The organism is Bacillus sp. ISO11 (assembly GCF_003458115.1).
GTDB classification, from domain to species: Bacteria; Bacillota; Bacilli; order Bacillales; family Bacillaceae_G; genus Bacillus_A; species Bacillus_A cereus.
In genome coordinates this window covers 19,401-43,880 of the sequence record NZ_QXCO01000005.1, presented here as the reverse complement: position 1 = coordinate 43,880, position 24,480 = coordinate 19,401, and the positions used below count along the sequence as shown (strand labels likewise).

The following is a 24,480-nucleotide window of genomic DNA, read 5'->3' as shown; positions in this document are numbered from 1 at the left end:
TATTCCCGCTTTTTTGTTAGGTAAAAATATATCTTCTACGCTTTATAGCTTACTTAATTTTAGGCAATACTAGAGGTAGAATATTGTGATATACTATCCATTTACATAGAAGAATTGAATACTTTAAATTGAGAGGGGTACTTAAATGAGTCAAGAAAAGCAAGTCTTCTCGATAGATTTAGCTGGTCGCCAGCTAACAGTTGAAACTGGTCAGCTTGCAAAACAAGCGAACGGAGCAGTATTAGTAAGATATGGCGATACAGCGGTTCTATCTACAGCAACTGCATCAAAAGAAGCAAAAAATGTAGATTTCTTCCCACTTACAGTAAACTATGAAGAGCGTTTATATGCAGTCGGAAAAATTCCTGGCGGTTTCATTAAACGTGAAGGTCGTCCAAGTGAAAAAGCAATTTTGGCAAGTCGTTTAATCGACCGTCCAATCCGTCCACTTTTCGCAGATGGTTTCCGTAACGAAGTACAAGTTGTCAGCATCGTAATGAGTGTTGATCAAGATTGTTCTTCTGAAATGGCAGCTATGCTTGGTTCTTCATTAGCGTTATCGATTTCAGATATTCCATTTGAAGGTCCAATCGCGGGTGCAACAGTTGGTCGTATTAACGGCGAATTCGTTATCAACCCAACAGTAGAACAGCAAGAACAAAGTGATATTCACCTTGTTGTAGCTGGTACGAAAGATGCAATTAACATGGTTGAAGCAGGAGCAGATCAAGTGCCTGAGGAAACAATGTTAGAAGCAATTATGTTTGGTCATGACGAAATTAAACGTCTAATTGCATTCCAAGAAGAGATTGTACAAGCTGTAGGTAAAGAGAAATCAGAAGTGAAACTTTATGAAGTTGACGCTGATCTTAACCAAGCTGTACGTGAAATGGCTGAAGAAGATATGCATTCAGCAATTCAAGTACATGAGAAACATGCACGTGAAGATGCAATTAACGAAGTGAAAAAGCGTGTTATTGAGCATTACGAAGCGCAGGAAGCTGACGCTGATACATTAGGACAAGTAAATGAGATTTTATATAAAATTGTAAAAGAAGAAGTACGTCGTCTTATTACAGTTGAAAAAATCCGCCCAGATGGCCGTAAAGGTGACGAAATCCGTCCATTAGCATCAGAGGTTGGCATTTTATCTCGTACACACGGTTCTGGTTTGTTCACTCGTGGACAAACACAAGCATTAAGTATTTGTACATTAGGTGCATTAGGCGATGTGCAAATTTTAGATGGTCTTGGTGTAGAAGAATCAAAACGCTTTATGCACCATTACAATTTCCCATCATTTAGTGTTGGTGAAACTAGACCAATGCGTGGACCAGGTCGTCGTGAAATCGGTCACGGTGCACTAGGAGAACGCGCACTTGAGCCTGTAATTCCATCTGAAAAAGATTTCCCATACACAGTACGTCTTGTATCTGAAGTTTTAGAATCAAATGGTTCTACTTCACAAGCAAGTATTTGTGGTAGTACTTTAGCAATGATGGATGCTGGTGTTCCACTTAAAGCTCCAGTTGCAGGTATTGCAATGGGTCTAGTTAAAACTGGTGAGCATTACACAATTTTATCTGATATTCAAGGTATGGAAGATCATTTAGGTGATATGGACTTTAAAGTAGCAGGTACAGCACAAGGTGTAACTGCACTACAAATGGACATTAAAATCGATGGTCTATCTCGTGAAATTTTAGAAGAGGCATTACAACAAGCGAAAGTTGGTCGTGTGCACATTCTAAATCATATGTTATCTGTTATTCCAGAGCCACGCACTGAATTATCAGCGTACGCTCCAAAGATTATTACAATGACAATTAATCCAGATAAAATCCGTGACGTTATCGGACCGAGCGGTAAACAAATCAATAAAATTATTGAAGAAACTGGCGTTAAAATTGACATCGAGCAAGATGGCACAGTATTCATTTCTTCAATAAACCAAGAAATGAACGACAAAGCTAAGAAAATTATCGAAGATATCGTTCGCGAAGTACAAGTAGGTGAAATCTACGAAGGAAAAGTGAAACGTGTTGAGAAATTCGGTGCTTTCGTTGAATTATTCAGCGGTAAAGATGGATTAGTTCACATTTCTGAACTTGCACTTGAGCGTGTAGGTAAAGTAGAAGACGTTGTAAAAATCGGTGACGTAATTACGGTTAAAGTTATCGAGATTGACAAGCAAGGTCGTGTTAATCTATCTAGAAAAGTATTGCTAAAAGAAGAGCAAGAAAAAGAAGCTGCTAAAGAAGAAAACAAACAAGAGCAGCAATAAGCGAAAGCCAGTTTAACTGGCTTTTTTTGTTATGTAAAAATATGATTTATATATATTTTTATGTCAGTATAGGTATAGTTTTCATTATAACGCTCAAATTAACAAAGATAAGAAGAAAAATGTTTTTTTATATAGTTAATTTGGGAGGGTTTATATGAAAGTTCGTATATTGGCATACATATGTATATTTTCTTTATATGTCAGTTTAGGCTCTTATTCTGTTTTTGCACAGGATAACTTATATGAAGAAATTCAAAAGCATGCAAAACAATATGAGATTGCACCTCAAAATGCGATGATTGATAAGATATGGAAAGCAACACCAGGATATAATGGAAGACAAGTTGATATGGAAGCATCCTATAACAATATGAAGAAGCTAAAGGAATTTGATCAAAAACACCTTGAATTTAAGGAAGTATCACCGAGTGTCCACTTAGAAGATTTATCACCTGCTCCAATTTATAGGGGGCATCCGAATAAAAAGATGGTGGGATTAACAATAAATGTGGCATGGGGAAACGAGTATTTGCCTCGTATATTAGAAATATTGAAAAAGCATGATGTGAAGGCGACTTTCTTTTTAGAAGGACGTTGGGTGAAAGAAAATTTACGATTTGCAAAAATGATTGTCGATGCAAATCAAGAAGTCGGAAATCATTCTTATACGCACCCTAATATGAAAACGCTATCGTCTGATGAAATACGAGAGCAGTTACAAAAAACAAATCGAATGATTGAAGCTGCTACGAATCAAAAGGTGAGATGGTTTGCCCCGCCGAGTGGAAGTTTTCGGGATGAAGTCGTGAAAATCGCTGATGATTTCCAAATGGGAACGATTATGTGGACTGTCGATACAATCGATTGGAAGCGACCTGAGCCAGATGTACTATTGCAGAGAGTAATGAGAAAAATACACCCAGGTGCTATCGTATTAATGCATCCTACTTCGTCAACGGCAGAAGCATTAGATACAATGATTAAAAAATTGAAGGAACAAGGATATAAAGTAGGGAATATAACAGAATTACTGGATGAAAAACGTGTGGATTAAATACATTTGCATGACATTCATCCTTAAACTTGTTATCATTAAATAATAGCACTTATTTAGAGAAACTGGCAGTAGGAGGAAAGTTTTTGATTAAAAAATATACTTGTAAAAATGGTGTAAGAATAGTTATGGAGAATATACCAACTGTAAGATCGGTTGCGATTGGTATTTGGATCCATGCGGGATCAAGAAATGAAAATGAAAAAAATAACGGGATTTCTCACTTTTTAGAGCATATGTTCTTTAAAGGGACAGAAACACGTAGTGCACGCGAAATTGCAGAATCATTTGATAGTATTGGTGGGCAAGTGAATGCTTTTACTTCAAAAGAGTACACTTGTTACTATGCAAAAGTGCTAGATGAACATGCTAAATATGCTTTAGATGTATTAGCTGACATGTTCTTTAATTCAACATTTGATGAAGAAGAATTGAAAAAAGAGAAGAATGTCGTATGTGAAGAAATTAAAATGTACGAAGATGCTCCAGACGATATTGTGCATGATATGTTAACGAAAGCAACATATGAAACGCATCCGCTTGGATATCCTATTTTAGGAACAGAAGAAACACTTGATACGTTTACAGGTGATACGCTACGCCAATATATTAAGGATCATTATACACCTGAAAATGTAGTTGTTTCAGTTGCAGGAAATATTGATGAAGCCTTCTTACAAACGGTAGAGCAATATTTCGGTAGTTATGAAGGAACAACAAACCGTGAACAAGTACATAGTCCAATTTTCCATTTTAACAAAGTAGCACGTAAAAAGGAAACAGAACAAGCTCATTTATGTTTAGGATATAAAGGCTTACAAATGGGACACGAAGATATTTATAACTTAATTGTATTAAATAACGTTTTAGGCGGTAGTATGAGTAGCCGTTTATTCCAAGAAGTACGTGAGCAACGTGGGTTAGCTTACTCAGTATTTTCTTACCATTCTTCTTATGAAGATACAGGTATGTTAACACTGTATGGTGGAACAGGTAGTCAACAATTAGATACACTGTATGAAACAATGCAAGAAACATTAGAAACATTGAAAAATACAGGTATTACAGAAAAAGAGCTTATTAATAGTAAAGAGCAATTAAAAGGAAACTTAATGTTAAGTTTAGAAAGTACGAATAGTCGTATGAGCCGTAATGGTAAAAATGAATTGCTACTTCGTAAGCATCGTTCACTTGATGAGATTATCGAAAGTGTAAACACTGTAACAAAAGAAAATGTAGATGGGTTAATTCGTAACATGTTTACAGATGAATTCTCTGCAGCATTAATTAGTCCAGATGGAAAACTTCCAAAAGGAATAAAACTATAATCAACTTTTACGATGTATCTGAAAATAACCTTCTCTCTTTTTAAATGAGAGAAGGTTATTTTTTTTATACATATAGAATAGGTACTAATTATAGACAATGCAAATGAAAAATTTAGTAGGGGAGTGGAGTGAGTATGCGATTAAGTGAATTAAGCGGTAAAGAGGTTGTAGATATAGAAAAAGCGGAAAAAATGGGAGCCTTAGGTTATATGGATTTAGAGATTAATGAGAAAGACGGACAAATACAAACACTTATAATACCTGTAGGGAAGTGGGGAGGTTTTAAAAAGGAACCACAAGAAGTAAGAGTGGCATGGAGTCAAATAAAGAAAGTCGGACACGATATGCTTCTTTGTGATAGTATAGATCGTTCAAATTCGGAGTGAAGGATGGCCATTTTGGTCATCTTTTTTTGTATCTACATAGAAACCTGATAAATCATATGTGTATTTGGATTTTCAATCACCATAAACTCGTACATTACATATGATGTGGAGGAAAAAGAAAAAGTAGGCACTTTTCTTATAAATGACAGAAAAAGAAGGTGAATTAGGGAATGTTGACTGAGATGCATATTGCTGTCATAGGAGGAGATGCAAGGCAGCTAGAAGTAATTCGTAAGCTAGTTGAATTGGATGCGAAACTTTCTTTGATAGGTTTTGATCAGTTAGATCATGGTTTCACAGGGGCAGCAAAAGAAAGTATACAAAATTTAGATTTCACTTCTGTAGACGCAATTATTTTGCCGGTTGCCGGTACAAATGCCAAAGGAGAAGTAGATACTATTTTTTCAAATGAAAAAGTTTCAATAACGAAAGAACAAATTGAAAATACACCAGAACACTTTACTATATATTCAGGTATTGGTACACCTTACTTGGAAAATCTCGTATCTACTACGAATCGAAAACTTGTTAAATTATTTGATCGTGATGATGTAGCAATATACAATTCTATTCCAACGGTAGAAGGTACATTAATGATGGTAATTCAACATACCGACTATACAATTCATGGGTCCAATGTAATGGTTCTAGGATTTGGGAGAACAGGAATGAGTGTTGCGAGAGCATTTCAATCATTAGGAGCCCATGTCAAAGTTGGAGCAAGACGATCTGAACATATTGCACGTATTACAGAAATGATGTTTTCTCCTTTTCATATGCAAGACATAGAGAAAGAAGTAGGAAATATCGATATTGTAATTAATACGATTCCGCATCTCGTTGTAACAGCGAATGTTATTGCAAAAATGCCAGCTCATACGTTAGTGATTGATTTAGCTTCTAAACCAGGCGGTACCGACTTTAGATATGCGGAAAAAAGAGGAGTCAAAGCATTGCTAGCACCTGGATTACCAGGTATTGTTGCCCCAAAAACGGCTGGGCAAATTTTAGCAAATGTTCTTTCTCAGTTATTAGCAGCAGATGCAATTGCAAAGGAGGAGGAAAAGAAATGAGTTTGAAGGGGAAACGAATTGGTTTCGGATTTACAGGTTCACATTGTACGTACGAAGAAGTAATGCCTCATTTAGAAAAATTAATTGCTGAGGGAGCAGAAGTACGTCCTGTTGTTTCTTACACTGTTCAATCAACAAATACTAGATTTGGAGAAGGAGCAGAGTGGATTAAGAAGATTGAAGAAATAACAGGTTTTAAAGCAATTAATTCAATCGTTGGTGCAGAACCACTAGGACCTAAAATTCCACTAGATTGTATGGTAATTGCACCACTAACAGGGAATTCTATGAGTAAATTTGCAAATGCAATGACAGACTCTCCAGTATTAATGGCAGCGAAAGCGACGTTAAGAAATGGCAAGCCTGTCGTATTGGCTGTTTCGACGAATGATGCTCTAGGGCTTAATGGAGTAAATCTAATTACACCAACAAGGTGACGACAAAGCATAAACGCTTATATGTCGCCATCTTGAGGGAGCTTAGGGTAAAGCACAAGTTCGAAATCATCAAGCCTTTGCCACTTTTCCTTTTTATAAACAGCCTTTTCTAAAACTGACTTTAGGAGGCTGTTTTTCTTTTTGGGATCATCTGTTTTAAAGTACAGATCAAGAACATGCTCCACTTGAGGTATTGTGTCTTTCTTGACTTTTTCCTTCTTAATTTCGGTTTTAATTTCTTTCTTTAAGTTTTCCATAGTGGAAGTAATTTCAGTTATACGGTCAGAAACTACATTCGAGCGTTCTAAAAACATATCGACAGTATAAACGCCGCGTTCTAATAAATCATGTAAATTATTTTTTTGTTTTTGGACATCCACTAATTCTTTTTCAAGCTTGCGTAATGCAGCTTCATTCATTTGAATAACTTGTGTTTCTTTTAATTTGTCATCTTGCTTATGTTTTTCAAAATCAGCTTTATAATTGATGTACCATTCTTTTAATGCCTCGAGTAAACGCTTCTCAATTAATTCAGTATAACTTGATTTGTTTTCACAACCACGGTGTTTACAATCCATCGTTTCTTTTCGATTCTTTGGATAACGTTGTACCATGCTATAACCACATTTACTACATTTAATAATGCCAGCTAGAGGATTTTTAATTCCATTCGTATTATAAGGAACGTGATATCTTGAGTTTAATTTCTCTTGTACTTGTTCAAATAAACTTTCAGGTATGATTGGCTCATGTTTGCCATCAGCAATAATCCAATCTGATTTTTCTTGTCTTGCACAACTACGTTTCACAGCGTCAGGACGTTTTACTTCTTTTCTCTTTTGCCAAGTCACCTTTCCGATGTATACATTGTTTTTTAATATATCTAAGATGCTGTAGGGGTTCCATTCATTACCTAGCTTACTTTTGTAGCCAAGGTCATTTAACTTGCTTCTAATTGCATTTGCTCCCATATCCTCATTTGCATACCAATCAAATATCATTCTTACAACTGAAGCTTCTTCTGGATTAATCGTTAAAGTACGTTCTCGCTTATTTAAGCGATGGATATCATATCCGAATGGTGCATGTGTACCAAGGTAATTCCCAGCCTCTACACTGGCGACACGACCTCGTTGCATACGGCGTGTAATAATCTTTAACTCCTTACGAGCCATAAAAGCTTCAAATTCGCTGTATTCTTCATCCCACTCATCATTAAGGTCATAAGTCTTCCTAGGTGTCATAATCTTCGTATTCGAGCGTTTAAACGTCTCTAAAATGATTCCTTGCTCTTTCATACCACCACGACCTAAACGATCCATATCCATACAAAGAACAACATCATATTTGTTATCTTCAATTTCTTCAAGCAGCGCTAACATCTCAGGGCGTTTTACTAAGCTCTCACCAGATACGATTTCCTCACGGACAGATAAAACATTTAAGTTCATTTCCTTGGCAATTTTCAGCAGGGTAGTGCGGTGCTTTGCTAATGTTTCTCCTTCGCCTCGCGCTTCGGCTTCGAGATCGGCACGGGATTTTCGTAAGTAAATTGCGGTTTTCATAGCATATCCTCCTTTTAATAGTTATTATAAGCTTTAATGATGAATATAGAAGCGTTGTTTTCTATGAAGGAAAAAGAACATTTGTTCTTTTTGACTTGAAAAAGAAAAGCCTATAAAGGCTTTCAAGTATTTTATTTGGTAGTTAATGTACCTCAAGCGAGTTTTGTATCTTATAATGCCATTCTGAAGTTTCTGCAGCTATTGTAAATTTGTATTCTCCAGATGTAGTAAAGAGACAATTTCGTTTAGGGCGTTATTTACATTATGTAGATTTATTTATTAGATAGATCAATTTTTTTGTATAAGCGCCATTGATCTTTGTCAGGGTTATATAAATAAGCCTCATTTAGAGTAACTGTATAATCTGGTTCTACTAATACCCATTGATTATCTTTTCGAGTGTATAGATGTATTAATGTTAAATCTTGAATTTTAGTATAATCTATAGGAGTCATTGTATAAAATGATTTTTGTTGTTTGTTAAGATTATAAAGGAATAGTATAGAAGCAGATAAGACTGCATATAGAGCGGGCTCACCTATTAAGATAGACAAGTTATTTTCTATTATTTCAACCTTACTTTGACTTTGACTTTGTTTAAATAAATTACTAATTACAATACAATGGAAGTACGAGCAATTAAAGATTAATATAAGGAAAATTGGCATAAGAAAAGTTTTTTCAATTTTCGATACGAAAGGAAAGAATATTTTATATTTTATTTTCTGAGTGTTTACTCTGTTTTTTTCCTCCAATGTTATTGACCAGGAAAATACATAGGCAATGTATATAATAAATACTACACCTACTAAAATAAGCATTATTAACATGAATAAGTTAGAGTGGAATCCTCCCCACATATTGGAGAGAATGTACCATACTAACATAGAAATATTAAATAAGATATAAGTTAGAAAGAATAAAAATATGTCTTTAACACATCTCTTTATAAATCTGTTTTGTTTTGGTTCAAAGGCTATATCTAAGTCGTTTTTACTGATATATCTGAAGATAAACGACAAAATAACTGGTATTGGGATGATTTTTAGGACAGTGTTAAATAGGTCTAAATATTTATTCATAGTTATAGTCTCCTATTTTTCAACTATCAAGTATTGATAGTTAACTTTTGTAATTCATTTAATTTCACCAACTACGTTCTAACCATTTAAATCATTTTCATAGGTGCTTACTAATAAAACAAATTGGATAATTTAATAGAATTTCGTGTTTTACTTTAACCATGGTAAATTTTCAAACGAGCGAATCCACCTGGAACCCCATGAATCTCCGCAACTTCTTGAATAGATAAACGAGTATCTTCGTATTCAGAAACCATTTCATCAGTTAGTAACAACTCCACAGCAAATGTATTTGCTTCAATTTCTAAACGATCTACCGAAAAGAATGTTTGGTTACGTAAGAAAGGGGTGTTTGCTTTAGGATGAAGTACAGCATGCCCTAATTCATGTGCACAAACAAATCGTTGAGTGGTTTCGTTAATTTGATTATTAATATGAATAAATTTAAATCGTTTATAAGTGTTGTAAAAACCAAGGGTATTCCCTAAGTCTTCAAACAACACAATGATATTTTTTTGCCTAGCAATTTCAAATGGATCTATTGTTTGATATTTTGCTACGATGTTTAATACGTACTTTTTGATGTCCATAAATTCACTCCACTCAATCTTTTTTATATTTGTTTGGAGTGAATTTTTGTTTTGCTAATTGTTTTGCCATGCGCATTGAGTTTTCCAGTGAAATGCGAATCATTTCTTTTGTGTGTTCATCAATTGGTTCTCCATCAAACATTAATGCTTCTTCACTGTTTTCTAATTGTTCTAATGTTTTTTCTAAATCTTTCGCAATATCACGCTCTTCCTTTTCCGATAAGCCTGGTGTCATGTTAGACAATAATTCCTTTTTTTCAGTTCTACCTAATAGGTAATCAGTTGAAACTTCAAAGAAATCAGCAATTTTTTTTAAAGTATCGTAATCGGGTTCACGTTGTCCTTGTTCATAATTGGCCAACTTTCCTCTTGAAAATCCCAACCTATCAGCAAGATCATATTGGCTTAGTTTCTGATTTTTCCTGAGCTCAGCAATCTTCTTTCCAAGCATAAATTTTCCTTCTTTCTAAATAAGAGTAGAAGCTTTTTTCTTAATTATAGAAACGTATAGTTTCTAAATCCACAAAGGAAACGAAAAGTTTCTAATAAATATTGACAGAAACGAAATGTTTCTATATATTGGAGGTGTAAGGAAACAAAATGTTTCTTAAAGGAGGGGGTATTATGGATAATAAAAGAATTAAAATGATTAAATTAAGAAATGGTCAATCGAGAATAGAAGTTGCACAAAAGCTTTCAATTACACCTCAGATGTTAGGTGCTATTGAAAGGGGTGATAGGACACCTTCTTTAGAATTGGCTAAAAAAATAGCGGAGCTCTATAAAACAACAATTGATGATCTTTTTTTTAATTAAAAAGGAAACAAAACGTTTCCTTGGAGGTGATTAAATGCCATCAACTAACATGGCAGTACCAACAGAGCCGTCGCATAAACATATAAAAAGCACTTCAAGAGGTGATACCATGAGCCAACAAGAAGAATATGCGGCGACTTATGAATTTGGAAAAACGAAAGTCCATGTTGTGGCTCCTGAGCCAAAATCACAAAAGGATATTGATAAAATCCGTCAAGCATATTATAAGGCTGGTTGGGCCATCATCAAAGAAATACAAGTAAAAGAAAATGTTGAGGAATAGTTCCTCTCTTTTTATACGAAAAGTAGACAAGTTACATATGTACTAAGTTCATTGTAACCATTTGAAAACTAAATATGGAGGCGAACAGATATGGGAACAAGTATATACTGCAATTCAGCAATAGGAGAATTATTACAGAATGCTAGGGAATGTTGTGACAATGTTCAGCTGAAAACGAAGAAAGGGCTATCTAAGTACCTTGGTATTACACACGAAAGATTAACCCGTATTGAATCTGGACTTTCTAAACCAGAATTTGAACTTGCGATGGATTGGTGCCATGCAACAGGAGCAAAGTTAAATCAACAAGCAATCAAACATATTTATGGTGTTGGATTGCCGCCTACCGATCCACGATTAACTCAAGATGTAAATCTACAATTAATGAACTACATTAAGCAAGCTGAAGAGGGAATTGCGGCAGCAAAGGAAATCATGAACTTACAAGTTACAACAAGGTCATGGAAGCATGATGAAAAAAAGAAACATGAATACGCAGTTCATGCAAAAGAAATTTTCGATACAATCCAAGCTACTCAATGTGTAGTACAAGCTCTTGAGCAAGTTCATTTTGGCATTATGGAGCAAATACAAAGAAGTTGGTTGCAAAAGGCTATGGCGGAGAACGTTATTATTCAATCGGTGGATAGCTTAATGAATTTAACAAAGGTGCTGTAAAGGAGGAAGGAAAATGACAGTAGATTATAAGAAACCTAGCTTAAAAGAATATAAGGAATTAATTCGATATGACGCAAAACTAACTGGTGAAATAAAAATAGCAGAATTACTTAATGAGGATTCAAAAACAGTTGAGTTAAAGCAAGAGAAGAAATTGTTGGGGATTCGAATCAAAATTATTGAAGCATCATTTATTTTGAAACATAAATGGGTAAATAAAAAAGCTACCGCCTAGACAACAGTAGCTCTGAAAAATATCGTAAAGCAATTATAACATTATATAAATCATTTGGACAAGCCACTGTGCTTGTCGTTATGACCAGAAAGGGATTTTTCCTCCCACACCTCTACAATGTTCCTTTCTGGTTGTAACGATGCGTACAGCATTAATTTAAATAGAAAGGAGATGTAATTCATGAACGATAAAAACAATCGTCTTCATGATCTAGTTCTTCCTGGAGATTTTTCATTTGCGAATAAACTTCGTAACTGTATGAGTGAATGTATTCATAACATGTTTAATGCAGAATCAACCGAAGAATCAAATCACTGGGAAGAAGAGCTGGAGCGATGTATAAGGGAATTTAAAATGCTGCGTGATACAAAAGAGGAACATGAGGCATCGATGAGTTATCGTGTAGTGATTAAAGATTTAAGAGCAAGAGGAGTTAACGCTTCGTTAGTAACACGTAGAAAATAAAAAGATCTATCACTTGGCAGAGTGATAGACAAACGGTCTTGCAAAAGATCTTAGGATTAATTATATCAAATTAGCATTCGTATAACAACGGAGTGTGCTACATGTTTTTAGACAAATCATTACATAGGGTGTTGCTGAACCCTAAAGTGTTTCAACAAGCAACATCAGAGCAACACCTAATTTACTTAGTAAAACAATATCTCAAAATAGGATACAAGAATTATCGCTTATTACGTGTAGAGGGCGGATTCGCGATATGTAAACGGGAGGATGAATAATATGGCAGTTTATAGACCAGTACATGTTTCATTTTGGCAGGATTCATTTGTTTTAGATCTTACACCGGAGGAGAAGTATTTCTACTTATATTTGATGACAAACAGTAAGACGTCTCAATCAGGAATCTATGAGCTTCCACTTCGTATCATTGAAACTGATACAGGATATAACCGTGAAACTGTTATGAAGCTATTAGAACGTTTTGCTGAGTATGGAAAAATTAATTACAACCAAAAAACAAAAGAGTTGTTCTTAATCAACTGGTTGAAATTCAATCCAATTAAAAATGTAAACATTGAAAAGTGTGTTTTAAAAGAGATTCAATCTGTGAAGGACCAGGATTTTTTAGTTGATTTCTATGAAACTTGCTTGCAATTAGAACGAGAACAAGATTTTAAAATCCCTCGTATTAAGGAGTATTTATCGGTCCGTTTGGAGGGGCTTATAAGGGGCTTCCAAGACCCTAGCAAGGAAGAAGAAAAAGAAAAAGAAGAAGAAAAAGAACAACAACAAGAACGCGCAGGCGCGGAAGAAGTTATTGAGGTTAATCCAATTTCTTTTTACGAGCAAAACTTCGGATTCATTACACCTTTTATCGCAGATGGTATTTATGCTTGGATAGATGATTTAAATGCAGAGCTAGTTATTAAGGCTATGGAGATTGCTTTAGAGAAAAATACGAGAAACATGTCTTACGTAAATACGATTTTAAGAGATTGGCATCTTAAAGGATTTAAAACAGTAACTGATGTTGAGGCAGCTGATAAAGCATTTCGTGCTCAGCGATTAACAAAATCTCAGCAACAGACAAAAGCACCTTATCAACAAAAAGGCTTATCGGAAACTACTAAAAACGTAATACAGCAGCAACAAGCATGGGAGCAGAACATTCCAACAGAAGAAGAACTTGCAGTACTTAACCAACAGAATGCGTGGTTGGCCAAATGAGTAACGATATGATTCGCAATGTTGAAGCTGAACAAAGTGTTTTAGGTAGCATAATCCAAGAAGGCGATTTAATTAAAGATTGTCAGCTAAAGGTAAAACAGTTTTCTTTACCAACACACCAAGTAATTTTCAAGGCAATGAGAGAATTAGAGGATGCTGAGGTTCCGATAGATCTTGTTGCTCTCATTGGAAAATTTGATGAAAGCTTTATGCATCAAATTGGCGGAATCGAATTCTTTGTAAACTTAACAGAAGTTGTAACAACAACTAAGAACTTCTCGTATCACGAAGGTTTAGTGATTGAAGCTTGGAAGATGAGACATGCTCAGGAGGTTGCTGGTAACTTATATAACCGCCTTCAGCAAGATAGGGATATGAGTGCTATTAGTACATCAATTGATGAATTAAGCGCCATTGAAGAAACGGGTTACTCAGATGAATTTAACTTGAAAGATACGCTGGTTGATCTGTATAAAAAAATGCAAATTGATGTCGGGGATTTAACCGGTATTCCAACTGGTTATGACGACTTGAATAGAATGACAGCAGGGTTACAAGAAGGTGATTTAATTATTGTTGGGGCCCGACCTTCAATGGGGAAAACAGCATTTGTATTAAACGTTGCTTTTCATGCAGCAAGTGCTCATACAGCAACAGGAATCTTTTCAATAGAGATGGGAGAAGAGCAGCTACTAAAGAGAATGATCTCAAGTACTGGAAATATAGATGCTACGAAATTAAAGAATCCTAAGAAGCTATGTAATTTAAAGGATTGGGAAAAGATTAGTCAAGCGATGGGATTAATTAATGATTTGCCATTAGAAATTTACGATAAAGCAAATGTAACGATGCAAGAGATTTATGCAAAGGCTAGGAAATTAAAGCGTAAGTACCCTGATAAAAAGGTGTTAATCGCAATTGATTATTTGCAGCTTATTGTAGGGGATCCAAAGCATAGAGGGAACCGTATGCAAGAAATCGGTGAGATTAGTCGTAAGTTAAAACTGATGGCAAGGGAATTAAATGTATGTGTAGTTGCATTATCACAGTTAAGTCGTGCTGTAGAAAGTAGGCAAGATAAGAGACCGTTGCTATCAGATTTACGTGAAAATGGTCAAATTGAGCAAGATGCCGATTTAATCGCATTCTTATACCGCGAAGATTATTATGATCGTGAAACGGAAAATAAAAACATAACGGAAATTATTTTAGCGAAACAGCGAAATGGTCCAGTTGGTGTTGTTGAACTAGCATTCATTAAAGAATTTAGCAAGTTTGTAAATTTAGAGAGAAAGTTCAATCATCAACAGGAGGCTTAATCATGTTGTTACGTCAGGAAGTAGAACGTAGAAAACTAATAATCATTCGTAAATTATTGGGGTTAGGATTAACTGAAATTAATGGACAAACATTAGATCAACTAACGTTAACGCAGCTTGAAGGTATTGGAGGGGAAAAACAATGCCAAAGCAATTAACAATTTTTGATGTAGAAGCAGTTGTATCATTTGATCCTAAGAAAGCTCATATTCACCGTTTGAATTCAAAATTACGGTATGCAGATGTGGTTGTACAAATACCACGTCAGGCCAAAGCGATTGATGAATTAAAACCAACGACAGCGCCTGATGAACGTTATGAGTTGTTTGAAGATTACACAATTGGGATTTGGCGTTATAAGCGAGTGGAGGATAAGCAATTTGTATGGGAAGAAGCAGAAAAATTGTGTAAGCAAGCAAGGGATGAAAAAAAGCCGATTCCAATTCGGCTCCATTTATCACTGGAACAATTATTTGTTCCAGAAAATGTTGTGCAATATCTATAGACAAATAAAAAAAAGCTGAGATCACTCTCAACTTACTCCGACAAAGTAATTATAACATATGGGAGTGATCTTGGTGGGAATTAGAAAAGAAAATCTTGTTGAAATGACAGCTGAAATAGATTTAAAAACAAACGGAATATATATTGTTAAAAATGGTCAGGTTCAGCTAATAGAACCACCTCAAGGTGGATTTGGTGAACAATCATTTGTATATCAAAGTGGAAAAGTAATTCGTATGGAAGAGCGAAAAACACAGCTACTTTAATAAAATTTGAATTTTGTATAAAAACCGAACTATAAAATTGTGGCCATTAAAAATTTGAAAGCGAAAAACGAACGAAATCATGAGTATGGATCACTATATGTCCGTAGTTTGAAAAGGTGGGGCGAAAATGGAAAGTAAACAATATCAATACGAATACCTGCAAGGGCAATTAGATGAGGCAGAAGCGACTTATAGAAATATAGTTTCAATTATGGATGACATGATTGAAGAACCAACTAAATTTACTTTAGATTGGATCAGTGAGCTGGAAGAGTTTTTGAAGGAACATGGCAGATTATAAAACAAGCCAAAAGCGTTATTTGGTTGAAAAGTAAATTGACAAAGGGTGAAAGATCTAGGGTTTTGCATGGATGATAGAAGGTGAAAAAAATCAACATAAAAGACACTCTATTATGTATAAGAGATTATCTTTTATGTTGATTGGATAACTATTTAATATGTAATTTTTCTTTTACTTTTGAAGGTAAATCGTCTTTTTGAACTTCTTCGTAGGATTTTATCTCTCTATGATTTATCTCTGTATTGTTGTTATCTTTTTGATCGACATAAAGGCGTATGAAGGCATTTTCTTTAAGTGGTTTATTTTCGGATTTTACACTTCCAAATGTAACTGTTTTTTCTACCCCATCCTTATTATAAGTAGATAAAGTATAGAATCGTTGGTTCCTTTTTATTTCACCATTGTTTGTAATTTGTACATAGTATTGTTCTGTTCCCATTCTATTTATAGTAGGTGATCTTTCACATCCAATAGCAAAACTAGAAAACAGTGCGAGTAATACAGATATAACTAATGATTTTTTCATATAACTCTCTCCTTGTTTTTGTATATAGAAAATTATAGTAAAGAGTTTATAGTGAAAAAATTGATTTTAGTGACATTAATATTACAAAACTGTAAGGAGTAGCTCATTAAGGATTTTTAATAAAATAGTTATTTAATAGAATTTTGATAAAAAGCGATGATTATTAAATCGCTCCATGATTAATGACCATCGCTTATGTATTGAAAAGTTATTCAGTTATTTGAAATATAGTTTCATCAGGTCTGGAGAATCCATACAATTTTCTTGCGAACTTTAAAATACCTTCTTCGCTCTCTGTTAAAGTTTTAATATCGTTTTCAAAATAACGTCCTATAAGTTCTAATTCAGACATTTTTTTCTTTTCTTTATTAAGTGTAATTTGTTTTTCTTGAATCATTTGTTCTTGCTTGTAAATAGAGATTTGAATGGAAATAGCCATAGGTAGCATAAAAGCAAGCGCTAATAAAAGACGACGTCTTAACTTTTTATTCGCTTGTGGATTCTTGTTAGGATTAATTTGTTTTTTTGTTATGAATTGTTGTGGTGGTGAATTTGGAACACTCCCCATTTTAATGCCTCCATTACTTATGTATAGAATTTAAATTGCTTAAAAGTATTATATATGCTAAATAAATACTTTTGAACCTATTTGGGTAAAGAGAAGTTTTATGAGATTTAATTAAAATTCTTATTTAATTAAAAAATCGCGTACAAAAAATGTACACGATTATATAAAAACTATGTCTTGTCTGCTCTTTGCATTTTATGTTTATTGTATGTAAAACGTGATACATCTAAATAAATTAAAAGAGCACTTTTAAAAGTGCTCTCTGACTAAAAATAAGGTTGAAAAAGAACACCCAAGATATTATATGTATGTTTTTTAGATAGGTGTAATTTAAGAATGAAATCTTTGTTTAAATAAAAAGAGCGCTAATCGAGAGCGCTCCTTATGCCTCATTATAACGACAGTGACGAACTCACATTATATAGAAAGGCACTATTATTGTATGTCAAAGTCTGAGATTAGTGAATGGATTTAGATAAAATCGTTATTTGAGAGAAAGGGATTATCTGAGATGAGTTTCAGCTAATCCCGAACCAATCATAGAAAGGAGAATGTATATGCAAGCGAAGACAATGCCTAGAATTATTAAACTAATAAAAGCAAATGTTTTGGCTGTACCTTTCGGAGCCAAAATAGCCAAAACAATTGAGATAGGTATCAAAATTAGAGGAGGACCGGCAAAATACAGATTGAAAAATAAGAACGCAGTTAAAAACATTGAAATGAAACCAAAGTATTCTCTCATTACGTTATCCCTTCTCGAAAAGTAAATAATACAGATTATACCATAGAGAAAATGAATCAAAGTGATTTTTCAATAAAAACGCTATTTGATATGTAAATGTAAGAGCACTTCGGAAAGTGCCCTTCTGTAACGACTATCCACTCTAAAAAGAAATGATGCAATATATCATATGAAGTTATGTTTGTTTAATTGTGTGTCTTTTGTATAAAAACTTCATTTTAAAACAAAGGGGAATAGGAAATGAAAATGTTGGATCTATGTTCGGGAATTGCAGGAATAAGCATGGCAGCGGATTGGGCTGGAATTGGAACGGCAGCCTTTTGCGAAATAGAAGAGTTCAATCAGAAAGTGCTCAGAAAGAACTATCCTAACATTCCTATTTTCCCGGATTTATATAAACTTACGAAACAATCATTAATAGATGGAGGTGTAGACGTTGATTCAATTGGAGTTATTTCAGCAGGATATCCCTGTCAGGGAGAAAGCATGGCAGGAAAGAGAAAAGGTGCAGAAGACGAAAGATGGTTATGGCCAGAAGTCTTCCGACTCATTAGAGAACTCGGACCCACTTGGTTTGTTGGAGAAAATGTTGCTGGACACGTCACAATGGGCTTGGACACCGTGCTCTCCGACTTGGAAGAAGAAAACTACTCGACAAGGACGTTTGTATTACCGGCTGTCAGTGTCGGCGCGCCACATCAAAGATACCGGACATTTATTATTGGCCACTCCAACGACAAGTCAAAATTACAAGCCGATCCGAGAGTTGTGCCCTTCAGAAGCAAACGGGAAACACGGAAAGACACTACCAGGATCAATAGGGGAACATATATTGGGAAGAAAATCAACCCGCAGTTTGTGGAATGGATGATGGGACTGCCACAAGATTGGACGAAGATAGATTAAGATTTTTAGGGAATGCGGTTGTTCCCCAGCAGATTTATCCGATATTTGAAGCGATAGCAAAGATTGAAGGTTTATTATAAAAATTTCATTTTGTATTAAGTTGGAATATAAAAAGAGCACTTAGTAAAGTGCTCTCGTGACGAGCCTCATTTTATAAAGAAAGGAACTCAGGATATTATATGCGCGTTCAGTTAATTAAGCGCTTTTTACAAACAAAGAGCAGTTAGCAAAAGCTAACTGCTCGGCTCTCGACCAAGAAAGCTAGAGTGGGAAGAACTTAAAGCTGACTTTATAAAGTCTTATATAGTATTGGAAAAACTTAGAATTTTATTATTAACGGAATGTTGAGTTTTATTCGGTTGAGCCTAAAAAAGAACTATATATTAGTGCTCTACAGACCTAGTCTCTTATAGTAACAGTTACTGGCGTTATGTGTAAGAACTACACGTTTATCTCGAAAATAATGATTATTTATTCACATGTAAATTCACAATTAAAGCACAATCGCATCAATACGCTCACAGTTAACTACAGTGATATCTCCGCTTTCATCTATAAATGTAGCAAGGCCGGATCTATTATGGAATCCTACAAATATAGAAGCTTTTAATATTGTGCCGTTAACTAACAGCTGTTTTATTTTTTTTCCTAAGTAAAATGTTTCTAAAAGATAGCAAATATTTTTAGAACTCTCTTTTGGGGTTGGGATAAAAGAAAGTCGGTTATTTGGAAGAGATGTTAGATTAGGATTGAATACTTTGGGAGTAATAGCATAGTTGATGAAAACTGACATTTTTCCGGCTCCTCTATTTTAAAATTTATATTGAAATATGTTGTATGAAATAGGGCTTTTTTCAAAGCCCCATTTTTACTCTACTCAGCTTCAATTCTAAGCGCTTGAATATCACGACAGTCCAAAACAATTATAGAGCCAGGTTCTGTTGTGTTATCTACAAATGTTACACAAAAATTATCTGGATTAAAGTTAGTAAAAATAAGATCCTCTAGTGTTGTTCCTGTAAGGAAAACATCTACTTCTGTACCTAACTGTAATCTTTCTAATTGTTCACATACACATTTTGTATGCTCAGCCATATAAAAACCTCCTTTCCTCGGTTTACTATTAATATATGTATAAATTAAATAGAACGATTGGAGTAATAGCTTAATAATACTAATTATTTTGCTAGTTAATATGTTTATAAAATAATCCTTTGAATAGAAAGTTACTAAAATATGAGGAAATGATATAATAATACCAATTAAACATTTAGTCCTACTGGAAGAACCAGCGGACATCAAACTATAAGAGCATTATTGATATTGCTCTGTAGTTTGGTGTCCGCTTTTTTGTTTTTATTAACAAAAAATATATAAGGGGTGTTTATATATGACGCAATTAACTTTCTTACCTAAAATTGATCGCAAAGCAACGCAGGTTCGTGTAGAAGAGATTCTTGAAAACGTTCGTATTTATAGACAATTTGGGATGATTAGACATGAGATGAAGGTTACAGCATCTAGCGAGGTAAGATATCACGGTCCAACAAATATAGTAGGGAAGCCAGCTGAAGATATTGCTTTAGCAAATGTTGCTATGAGTGATAGAGAAGTGAAATTACAACGTTTATCTTTTCAAATTGATAAAGCATTAAGTCGTTTTAGTAAAAAACAAAGGGATATTATTGTAAAACGATATTTAGAAGATGAAGAAGTCTTTGATTACATGGTTTATAACGAAATTGGTATGAGTGAGCGTACGTATAGACGAAATAAATCTAATGCTTTTTATAAATTAGCTTTTGCTCTTAGATTAGAAGTATATGAGGTAGAAGAAACGGGAGGTAATGAATAATGAATTTTGTTCAACCAATACGTGATCCAGAGCAAATACAGCAGTTAAAAGAGTATTTTAAGGAAAAGAGCTTACGTAATTACATTCTCTTCATTATGGGTATTAATACAGGGCTCAGAATCTCAGATATTTTGAAATTGAAAGTAGGAGATGTCAAAGGTAGTCATATATCTATGCGGGAAAAGAAAACAGGGAAACAGAAGCGAATACAAATTACTGCAGCACTGAAAAGAGAGCTTAAATGGTTTATCGAAGAAAGGGAAGATAATGAGTACCTATTGAAAAGTAGACAAGGTAGAAATCGTCCAATCGGTCGTAGCATGGCATATAAGATATTAAGTGGAGCAGCGGCAGAGTTTGGATTAGATGAAATCGGAACGCATACCCTAAGAAAGACGTACGGGTACCATATGTACATGCAAACAAAAAACATAGCATTACTCATGGAGATATTCAATCACTCGTCAGAGAAGGTCACGTTACGTTATATAGGTGTTAACCAAGATGCAATGGATAAAGCAATGACTAGGTTTAAAATCTAATTATTGCTTATTTCTTTTTCATTAAAAGTTAAGCACCCCAAATCCCCTTAAAAAAGTTGTATTCGGAATATTGTAACAAAATAAAAAAAGACCCTACAAGAGAGTCTTTCATCAGCTAATATTAAGCTTTTTGAACATTAGTAGCTTGTAGGCCACGTTGTCCTTGTTCTACTTCAAACGTTACACTTTGTCCTTCGTCTAAAGATTTGTAACCGTCGATTTGGATAGCTGAGAAATGTACGAATACGTCTTCTCCACCTTCACGCTCGATGAATCCAAAACCTTTTTCTGCATTAAACCATTTTACTTTACCTTGTTCCATAATTGTTGCCTCCTAGTGTGGATACCCACACATATGTTACTACCCTTGCTCAAATACCTTAGACGAAAAACAAAATTTATTCTTAATCTCAAGCCAAACAAAAATAGGTCTTTCTTAAATTAACACACTTTCTAAAAAATAGCAAATTTCAAAAATAAGTCCTTATGGTAATTAGCTACTAATAGTTGTTGCTGAAGAAAAAGTCACTATGATAGTCATCACAGCAAGAAATTGCCAAAGGATCTCAACAATATCATTGGTTTGATTTTTTTTAGACATTCAACAACTGATAAAATTAGCTATTTTCGAGTTAAATGTTACTTTTGATAACGATAATTATGTAAATAAGCTGTCATATGGGCAGCTTATTTTATTTTTCCGCATAGCTTAGGTTATTTTGCAAAATGCTGGTGGTATCCCTATACAGTTACTCATAAATCTTGTACTGTGTAACTCAAAAGAGAAAGTGAAACGAAATCAATGATATCAAGGGATTTGGCGAAGGGGTCAGTTACACACAATATAAGATATGGGTAAGTGGTAGTATCAAGGAATTGAATGGTGTATATACATAAATATAAAATGTAAGGGGGAGGTAATGGTGATTCATGTTAAATGAAGAACTATTAGAAGTAATAATTAGATACAAAAGGAATACTGGAAAAAATCCTGATGTGTTAAAGCTAAATCCAACTTATTTTAGAAATATTTTAGAAGAATTGAATTATCCAAAGTGGATTATTAAAAAGAAAATGACAGAAATGAAAAAAAGTATATTTGGTGTACCAGTGGAATTAACAGATGCAGTGGAAAAATTTGAGCTATGAAAAGGGTGGCAGAGTCGTGACCGCTTTTTGGCAGGAAATGTGTCGGTTATTTGGGAATTAACGTGTTATATTTGTATTGTGGGAAGTGGCGGGAAACACAACTCACTATGTTGTTTCTAAAATTCTAAACGGTTCGTAATGATGGCACATAAAATCCGAAGCCAGCAGATGGTAACGATTGAATGATACCGTTATTAAGGAGAGCTTTTGCTCTTCTTCCAGCTACTTAATAATGTTGGTGCAGAGAAACGTAACAACATTAGGTGGTTGGAAGAAGAATAAAACTTCAATTACCGTAGTTAAAGTACAAATTAATACTTAATGAAAAAAGCATCCGAATAGGTGCTTTTTATTTTGGAGGAGGATGAATGATGGATTTAACATTAGAAGGTTTAGAAAAGTGTTTTAATGAAGCAGTGGATGGAGGGGCGGAGTATGTTGCTGTTGTAATTGAAGTGACCGGATTCCTAAGTGATTATTAATAGTAAGCATAATATCGCTGCAGAATTAGAGTATTATAAGAAAACATATAATGATGATTTAGAACATAGATATGCTTCAGGTATTCGTATTATAGGATTTGTACATGGATATTCATTTTCAGGAATTCAACGTGATTTAGGATTATCAGTGGAATAATGATTAAACCAGTAGCAATTATCGTAGGCGCTGCCGTGATCGGTTTAGCGTCTTATTTATTGTTAAGTAAAGATAGGTAGAAAATATAGACTAGTAAACAAGCTGTTTTTGACTTTTAAACATAGAATATGATGAAGTTCTATTTTTAAGAGGAGGTAATCAGATTCATGGGATGTAATGGTAATTTCAGACATTTTCGAGATTGTGATAGATTTTGGGATGATTTAATGTTCTGTAGACGCAGACGTAGGGATTTTGACGATTGTCGTTGCAGACGTGATCGTGACTGCGATTGTGATGAATGTCGTCGCAGACGTAATCAGCATCATGACTGTGATCATGATAAGCGTCGAGATTGGTAAATTCCTTTGGAAGAGTGCTTTGAAGAAAAGCACTCTTTTTTTGTTCAAGAATTTTCTGGTCCTATTTGTTAAGGGATGATAAGGGGTAAGGGTAATGTGTGAGCATAAGTATCAAGTGTTAGGGAGTGAAACGCAAACATTCTTTGCTGATGGTGGGCAAGTAGCTATTGATGTATCTGCTACATTCTTTTATGAAAAGTGTCTTGATATTCAATATCGTGAGGAAAGAATTAATCCAGGAGTGATTGAAGTCAATGACTAGACATTACTTAATCAATACATTAGTTAATTGGCGTGAGAGTAATGAAAAATTCCATATGAATTACTCATTACAACATTTGAAGGATCATTTGCAAACGAGTGATGAAGAAGCTTTAGAAACATATCAAGAAGAACTCGTACCACTATTATCAATGGGTTATAACTGGTATGAATATAAACATCCGAAGTTACGTGAGTTATTAGGAGAATGGTAAGGAGTGAAGATAGATGAGTAAGGTTTCTAGATGTTGTTTAGTTTGTGACTATCAAATTAAAACGTATCATTCGCCAGAAGATGAATATCAAGAAGTAACTGTTTGTCCGAAATGTAATGGTGCTTTTGTAGATATGTTTAAGCTAGGGAAGTACAAACAATCTAACGAGAGTGTAGAACCCTTATTACAAATTGTACAATCAGGTATCAATGCTGTTCCTGTTGTGCTGTACAAAGGTAAAGAGATAAAGGGAAGAGTAAGGGTTAGCTTTGATTGGAAGACAAACTACAATCGTAGATCAGGTACTTACATTCACATCGAACATGTAGAAGATACTGAGGAACGTATTAACACAAAGATCATACAGCACAATCATCCTATTGTGGAAGAAGAAATGGAACTGATATATGCGGACGGAAGAATATAAAACCAAACAACAGAAGCGTAAGTTCTATGACAGTGGTGAGTGGAAGAGTATACGAGAGCAAGTAAAGAAGCGTGACAACTATGAATGCCAGGAATGTAAACGTAATGGTCGAGTACAAACAGACACGAATGAATACAGTGAGAGTGCAAAGCGTAAGAAGATACAACTAGTTGTCCATCATATAAAAGAACTAGAATATCATCCAGAACTTGCATTAGAAATGGACAATCTCGAAACAGTCTGTGTGGATTGCCACAATAAAGAACACGGTAGAACATTCAAAAAGAAACCGAATAAATGGGAAAACGATGAAAAGTGGTAAAAATGGTTCGATAATAATACCCCCCCTTAAAAAAATTCATCAAAAATTGCTCTAAGGGGCACCGGAGGAG

General features: G+C 34.5%; 33 protein-coding genes and 3 pseudogenes. 27 read left to right on the top strand and 9 right to left on the bottom strand.

Annotated features, from left to right (window positions below; genetic code table 11):
- Positions 1–145 precede the first annotated feature (145 nt).
- From pnp to dpaB, 6 genes and pseudogenes are all read left to right on the top strand, one after another.
- Positions 146–2,284, top strand: a complete 2,139-nt coding sequence (gene pnp / locus D1166_RS06745; protein ID WP_000076737.1) for a polyribonucleotide nucleotidyltransferase — start codon at positions 146–148, stop codon at positions 2,282–2,284.
- 154 nt (positions 2,285–2,438) lie between these two features.
- Complete coding sequence (locus D1166_RS06740; RefSeq protein WP_000868232.1) at positions 2,439–3,338, top strand: polysaccharide deacetylase family protein; 900 nt, start codon at positions 2,439–2,441, stop codon at positions 3,336–3,338.
- Between the two features lie 86 nt (positions 3,339–3,424).
- A complete protein-coding gene (locus D1166_RS06735) occupies positions 3,425–4,666 on the top strand; it encodes a M16 family metallopeptidase (RefSeq protein ID WP_000592989.1) in 1,242 nt (413 codons plus the stop codon).
- Positions 4,667–4,800: 134 nt separating this feature from the next.
- Complete coding sequence (locus D1166_RS06730) at positions 4,801–5,052, top strand: YlmC/YmxH family sporulation protein (protein WP_001239756.1); 252 nt, start codon at positions 4,801–4,803, stop codon at positions 5,050–5,052.
- 170 nt (positions 5,053–5,222) lie between these two features.
- Complete coding sequence (dpaA, locus tag D1166_RS06725; RefSeq protein WP_000954735.1) at positions 5,223–6,125, top strand: dipicolinic acid synthetase subunit A; 903 nt, start codon at positions 5,223–5,225, stop codon at positions 6,123–6,125.
- Positions 6,122–6,547: pseudogene (gene dpaB / locus D1166_RS06720) on the top strand (dipicolinate synthase subunit B); the annotation flags it as partial. The gene dpaA and the pseudogene dpaB, both read left to right, overlap by 4 nt.
- 32 nt (positions 6,548–6,579) lie before the next feature.
- Here the strand turns inward: dpaB and D1166_RS06715 are convergent.
- The 4 genes from D1166_RS06715 to D1166_RS06700 all read right to left on the bottom strand — a co-directional run bounded on the left by D1166_RS06715 (position 6,580) and on the right by D1166_RS06700 (position 10,250).
- The gene (locus D1166_RS06715) at positions 6,580–8,127 is read right to left on the bottom strand and encodes a recombinase family protein (RefSeq protein ID WP_097814028.1); all 1,548 of its coding nucleotides are present in this window, start codon (positions 8,125–8,127) and stop codon (positions 6,580–6,582) included.
- 272 nt (positions 8,128–8,399) lie between these two features.
- Entirely contained in the window at positions 8,400–9,209 is an 810-nt protein-coding gene (locus D1166_RS06710) for a hypothetical protein (protein ID WP_098367369.1), read from the bottom strand.
- Between the two features lie 155 nt (positions 9,210–9,364).
- Positions 9,365–9,799, bottom strand: coding sequence for an ImmA/IrrE family metallo-endopeptidase (locus D1166_RS06705; RefSeq protein WP_000351864.1), 435 nt, complete (start codon positions 9,797–9,799; stop codon positions 9,365–9,367).
- Between the two features lie 13 nt (positions 9,800–9,812).
- The gene (locus D1166_RS06700; RefSeq protein ID WP_000900757.1) at positions 9,813–10,250 is read right to left on the bottom strand and encodes a helix-turn-helix domain-containing protein; all 438 of its coding nucleotides are present in this window, start codon (positions 10,248–10,250) and stop codon (positions 9,813–9,815) included.
- A 173-nt stretch (positions 10,251–10,423) separates the two neighbouring features.
- On the opposite strand from D1166_RS06700, the gene D1166_RS06695 reads away from it, so the two are divergent.
- The 11 genes from D1166_RS06695 to D1166_RS31195 all read left to right on the top strand — a co-directional run bounded on the left by D1166_RS06695 (position 10,424) and on the right by D1166_RS31195 (position 15,893).
- Positions 10,424–10,615 carry a helix-turn-helix transcriptional regulator gene (locus tag D1166_RS06695; RefSeq protein ID WP_097814030.1) on the top strand — a complete coding sequence of 64 codons (192 nt, stop codon included), beginning with the start codon at positions 10,424–10,426 and terminating at the stop codon, positions 10,613–10,615.
- A 34-nt stretch (positions 10,616–10,649) separates the two neighbouring features.
- The gene (locus D1166_RS06690) at positions 10,650–10,898 is read left to right on the top strand and encodes a hypothetical protein (protein WP_002082295.1); all 249 of its coding nucleotides are present in this window, start codon (positions 10,650–10,652) and stop codon (positions 10,896–10,898) included.
- 90 nt (positions 10,899–10,988) lie between these two features.
- Positions 10,989–11,576 carry a hypothetical protein gene (locus tag D1166_RS06685; protein WP_000537277.1) on the top strand — a complete coding sequence of 196 codons (588 nt, stop codon included), beginning with the start codon at positions 10,989–10,991 and terminating at the stop codon, positions 11,574–11,576.
- Between the two features lie 13 nt (positions 11,577–11,589).
- On the top strand, positions 11,590–11,811 hold the full coding sequence (locus tag D1166_RS06680; protein ID WP_033693368.1) for a hypothetical protein: 222 nt from the start codon (positions 11,590–11,592) through the stop codon (positions 11,809–11,811).
- A gap of 180 nt (positions 11,812–11,991) precedes the next feature.
- The gene (locus D1166_RS06675; RefSeq protein WP_000998370.1) at positions 11,992–12,276 is read left to right on the top strand and encodes a hypothetical protein; all 285 of its coding nucleotides are present in this window, start codon (positions 11,992–11,994) and stop codon (positions 12,274–12,276) included.
- 279 nt (positions 12,277–12,555) lie between these two features.
- A complete protein-coding gene (locus tag D1166_RS06670; protein WP_097814031.1) occupies positions 12,556–13,503 on the top strand; it encodes a DnaD domain-containing protein in 948 nt (315 codons plus the stop codon).
- Positions 13,500–14,822: a replicative DNA helicase gene (dnaB, locus tag D1166_RS06665; RefSeq protein ID WP_097856738.1), complete on the top strand. Its 1,323-nt coding sequence runs from the start codon at positions 13,500–13,502 to the stop codon at positions 14,820–14,822. Before D1166_RS06670 ends, dnaB begins: the two co-directional genes overlap by 4 nt.
- Positions 14,823–14,824: 2 nt before the next feature.
- Positions 14,825–14,980, top strand: coding sequence for a hypothetical protein (locus D1166_RS31200; RefSeq protein ID WP_165851659.1), 156 nt, complete (start codon positions 14,825–14,827; stop codon positions 14,978–14,980).
- The gene (locus D1166_RS06660; protein WP_097814033.1) at positions 14,965–15,327 is read left to right on the top strand and encodes a cell division protein SepF; all 363 of its coding nucleotides are present in this window, start codon (positions 14,965–14,967) and stop codon (positions 15,325–15,327) included. Before D1166_RS31200 ends, D1166_RS06660 begins: the two co-directional genes overlap by 16 nt.
- A gap of 73 nt (positions 15,328–15,400) precedes the next feature.
- Positions 15,401–15,592 (top strand): DUF3954 domain-containing protein, encoded by a 192-nt coding sequence (locus D1166_RS06655; protein ID WP_016077319.1) that lies wholly within the window; start codon positions 15,401–15,403, stop codon positions 15,590–15,592.
- 127 nt (positions 15,593–15,719) lie between these two features.
- Positions 15,720–15,893: a hypothetical protein gene (locus D1166_RS31195; RefSeq protein ID WP_165851658.1), complete on the top strand. Its 174-nt coding sequence runs from the start codon at positions 15,720–15,722 to the stop codon at positions 15,891–15,893.
- A 148-nt stretch (positions 15,894–16,041) separates the two neighbouring features.
- On the opposite strand, the gene D1166_RS06650 is transcribed toward D1166_RS31195, so the two are convergent.
- Both D1166_RS06650 and D1166_RS06645 read right to left on the bottom strand, forming a co-directional pair.
- Positions 16,042–16,419, bottom strand: a complete 378-nt coding sequence (locus D1166_RS06650; RefSeq protein WP_097814034.1) for a YxeA family protein — start codon at positions 16,417–16,419, stop codon at positions 16,042–16,044.
- A 208-nt stretch (positions 16,420–16,627) separates the two neighbouring features.
- The gene (locus D1166_RS06645) at positions 16,628–16,987 is read right to left on the bottom strand and encodes an FtsB family cell division protein (RefSeq protein WP_097814035.1); all 360 of its coding nucleotides are present in this window, start codon (positions 16,985–16,987) and stop codon (positions 16,628–16,630) included.
- Positions 16,988–17,544: 557 nt separating this feature from the next.
- On the opposite strand from D1166_RS06645, the gene D1166_RS06640 reads away from it, so the two are divergent.
- Both D1166_RS06640 and D1166_RS06635 read left to right on the top strand, forming a co-directional pair.
- Entirely contained in the window at positions 17,545–17,757 is a 213-nt protein-coding gene (locus D1166_RS06640) for a hypothetical protein (protein ID WP_061113336.1), read from the top strand.
- 215 nt (positions 17,758–17,972) lie between these two features.
- Positions 17,973–18,718, top strand: a pseudogene (locus D1166_RS06635) (DNA cytosine methyltransferase).
- A gap of 413 nt (positions 18,719–19,131) precedes the next feature.
- Here the strand turns inward: D1166_RS06635 and D1166_RS06630 are convergent.
- Both D1166_RS06630 and D1166_RS06625 read right to left on the bottom strand, forming a co-directional pair.
- On the bottom strand, positions 19,132–19,431 hold the full coding sequence (locus D1166_RS06630) for a hypothetical protein (protein WP_097814036.1): 300 nt from the start codon (positions 19,429–19,431) through the stop codon (positions 19,132–19,134).
- Between the two features lie 80 nt (positions 19,432–19,511).
- Complete coding sequence (locus D1166_RS06625; RefSeq protein ID WP_000807684.1) at positions 19,512–19,733, bottom strand: hypothetical protein; 222 nt, start codon at positions 19,731–19,733, stop codon at positions 19,512–19,514.
- 295 nt (positions 19,734–20,028) lie between these two features.
- Between D1166_RS06625 and D1166_RS06620 the strand changes: the two genes are divergently transcribed.
- Together D1166_RS06620 and D1166_RS06615 are read left to right on the top strand one after the other, a co-directional pair.
- Entirely contained in the window at positions 20,029–20,493 is a 465-nt protein-coding gene (locus tag D1166_RS06620) for an ArpU family phage packaging/lysis transcriptional regulator (RefSeq protein ID WP_097814037.1), read from the top strand.
- Complete coding sequence (locus D1166_RS06615; protein ID WP_044795331.1) at positions 20,493–21,035, top strand: site-specific integrase; 543 nt, start codon at positions 20,493–20,495, stop codon at positions 21,033–21,035. Before D1166_RS06620 ends, D1166_RS06615 begins: the two co-directional genes overlap by 1 nt.
- A gap of 121 nt (positions 21,036–21,156) precedes the next feature.
- Here D1166_RS06615 and D1166_RS06610 read toward each other — a convergent pair whose 3' ends face one another.
- On the bottom strand, positions 21,157–21,357 hold the full coding sequence (locus D1166_RS06610) for a cold-shock protein (RefSeq protein WP_000434821.1): 201 nt from the start codon (positions 21,355–21,357) through the stop codon (positions 21,157–21,159).
- Between the two features lie 608 nt (positions 21,358–21,965).
- On the opposite strand from D1166_RS06610, the gene D1166_RS06605 reads away from it, so the two are divergent.
- The 6 genes and pseudogenes from D1166_RS06605 (at position 21,966) to D1166_RS06580 (ending at position 24,410) form a co-directional block, all read left to right on the top strand.
- Positions 21,966–22,184, top strand: a complete 219-nt coding sequence (locus D1166_RS06605) for a hypothetical protein (protein ID WP_000930971.1) — start codon at positions 21,966–21,968, stop codon at positions 22,182–22,184.
- A gap of 371 nt (positions 22,185–22,555) precedes the next feature.
- Positions 22,556–22,823, top strand: a pseudogene (locus D1166_RS06600) (hypothetical protein).
- Between the two features lie 456 nt (positions 22,824–23,279).
- Positions 23,280–23,447, top strand: a complete 168-nt coding sequence (locus tag D1166_RS31190; protein WP_000333210.1) for a hypothetical protein — start codon at positions 23,280–23,282, stop codon at positions 23,445–23,447.
- Positions 23,440–23,661: a hypothetical protein gene (locus D1166_RS06590; RefSeq protein WP_087967795.1), complete on the top strand. Its 222-nt coding sequence runs from the start codon at positions 23,440–23,442 to the stop codon at positions 23,659–23,661. The genes D1166_RS31190 and D1166_RS06590 overlap by 8 nt, the downstream gene beginning before the upstream one ends.
- Positions 23,662–23,674: 13 nt before the next feature.
- The gene (locus D1166_RS06585) at positions 23,675–24,088 is read left to right on the top strand and encodes a hypothetical protein (protein ID WP_087967793.1); all 414 of its coding nucleotides are present in this window, start codon (positions 23,675–23,677) and stop codon (positions 24,086–24,088) included.
- Positions 24,069–24,410, top strand: coding sequence for an HNH endonuclease (locus D1166_RS06580; protein WP_089171108.1), 342 nt, complete (start codon positions 24,069–24,071; stop codon positions 24,408–24,410). The genes D1166_RS06585 and D1166_RS06580 overlap by 20 nt, the downstream gene beginning before the upstream one ends.
- Positions 24,411–24,480: the final 70 nt, after the last annotated feature.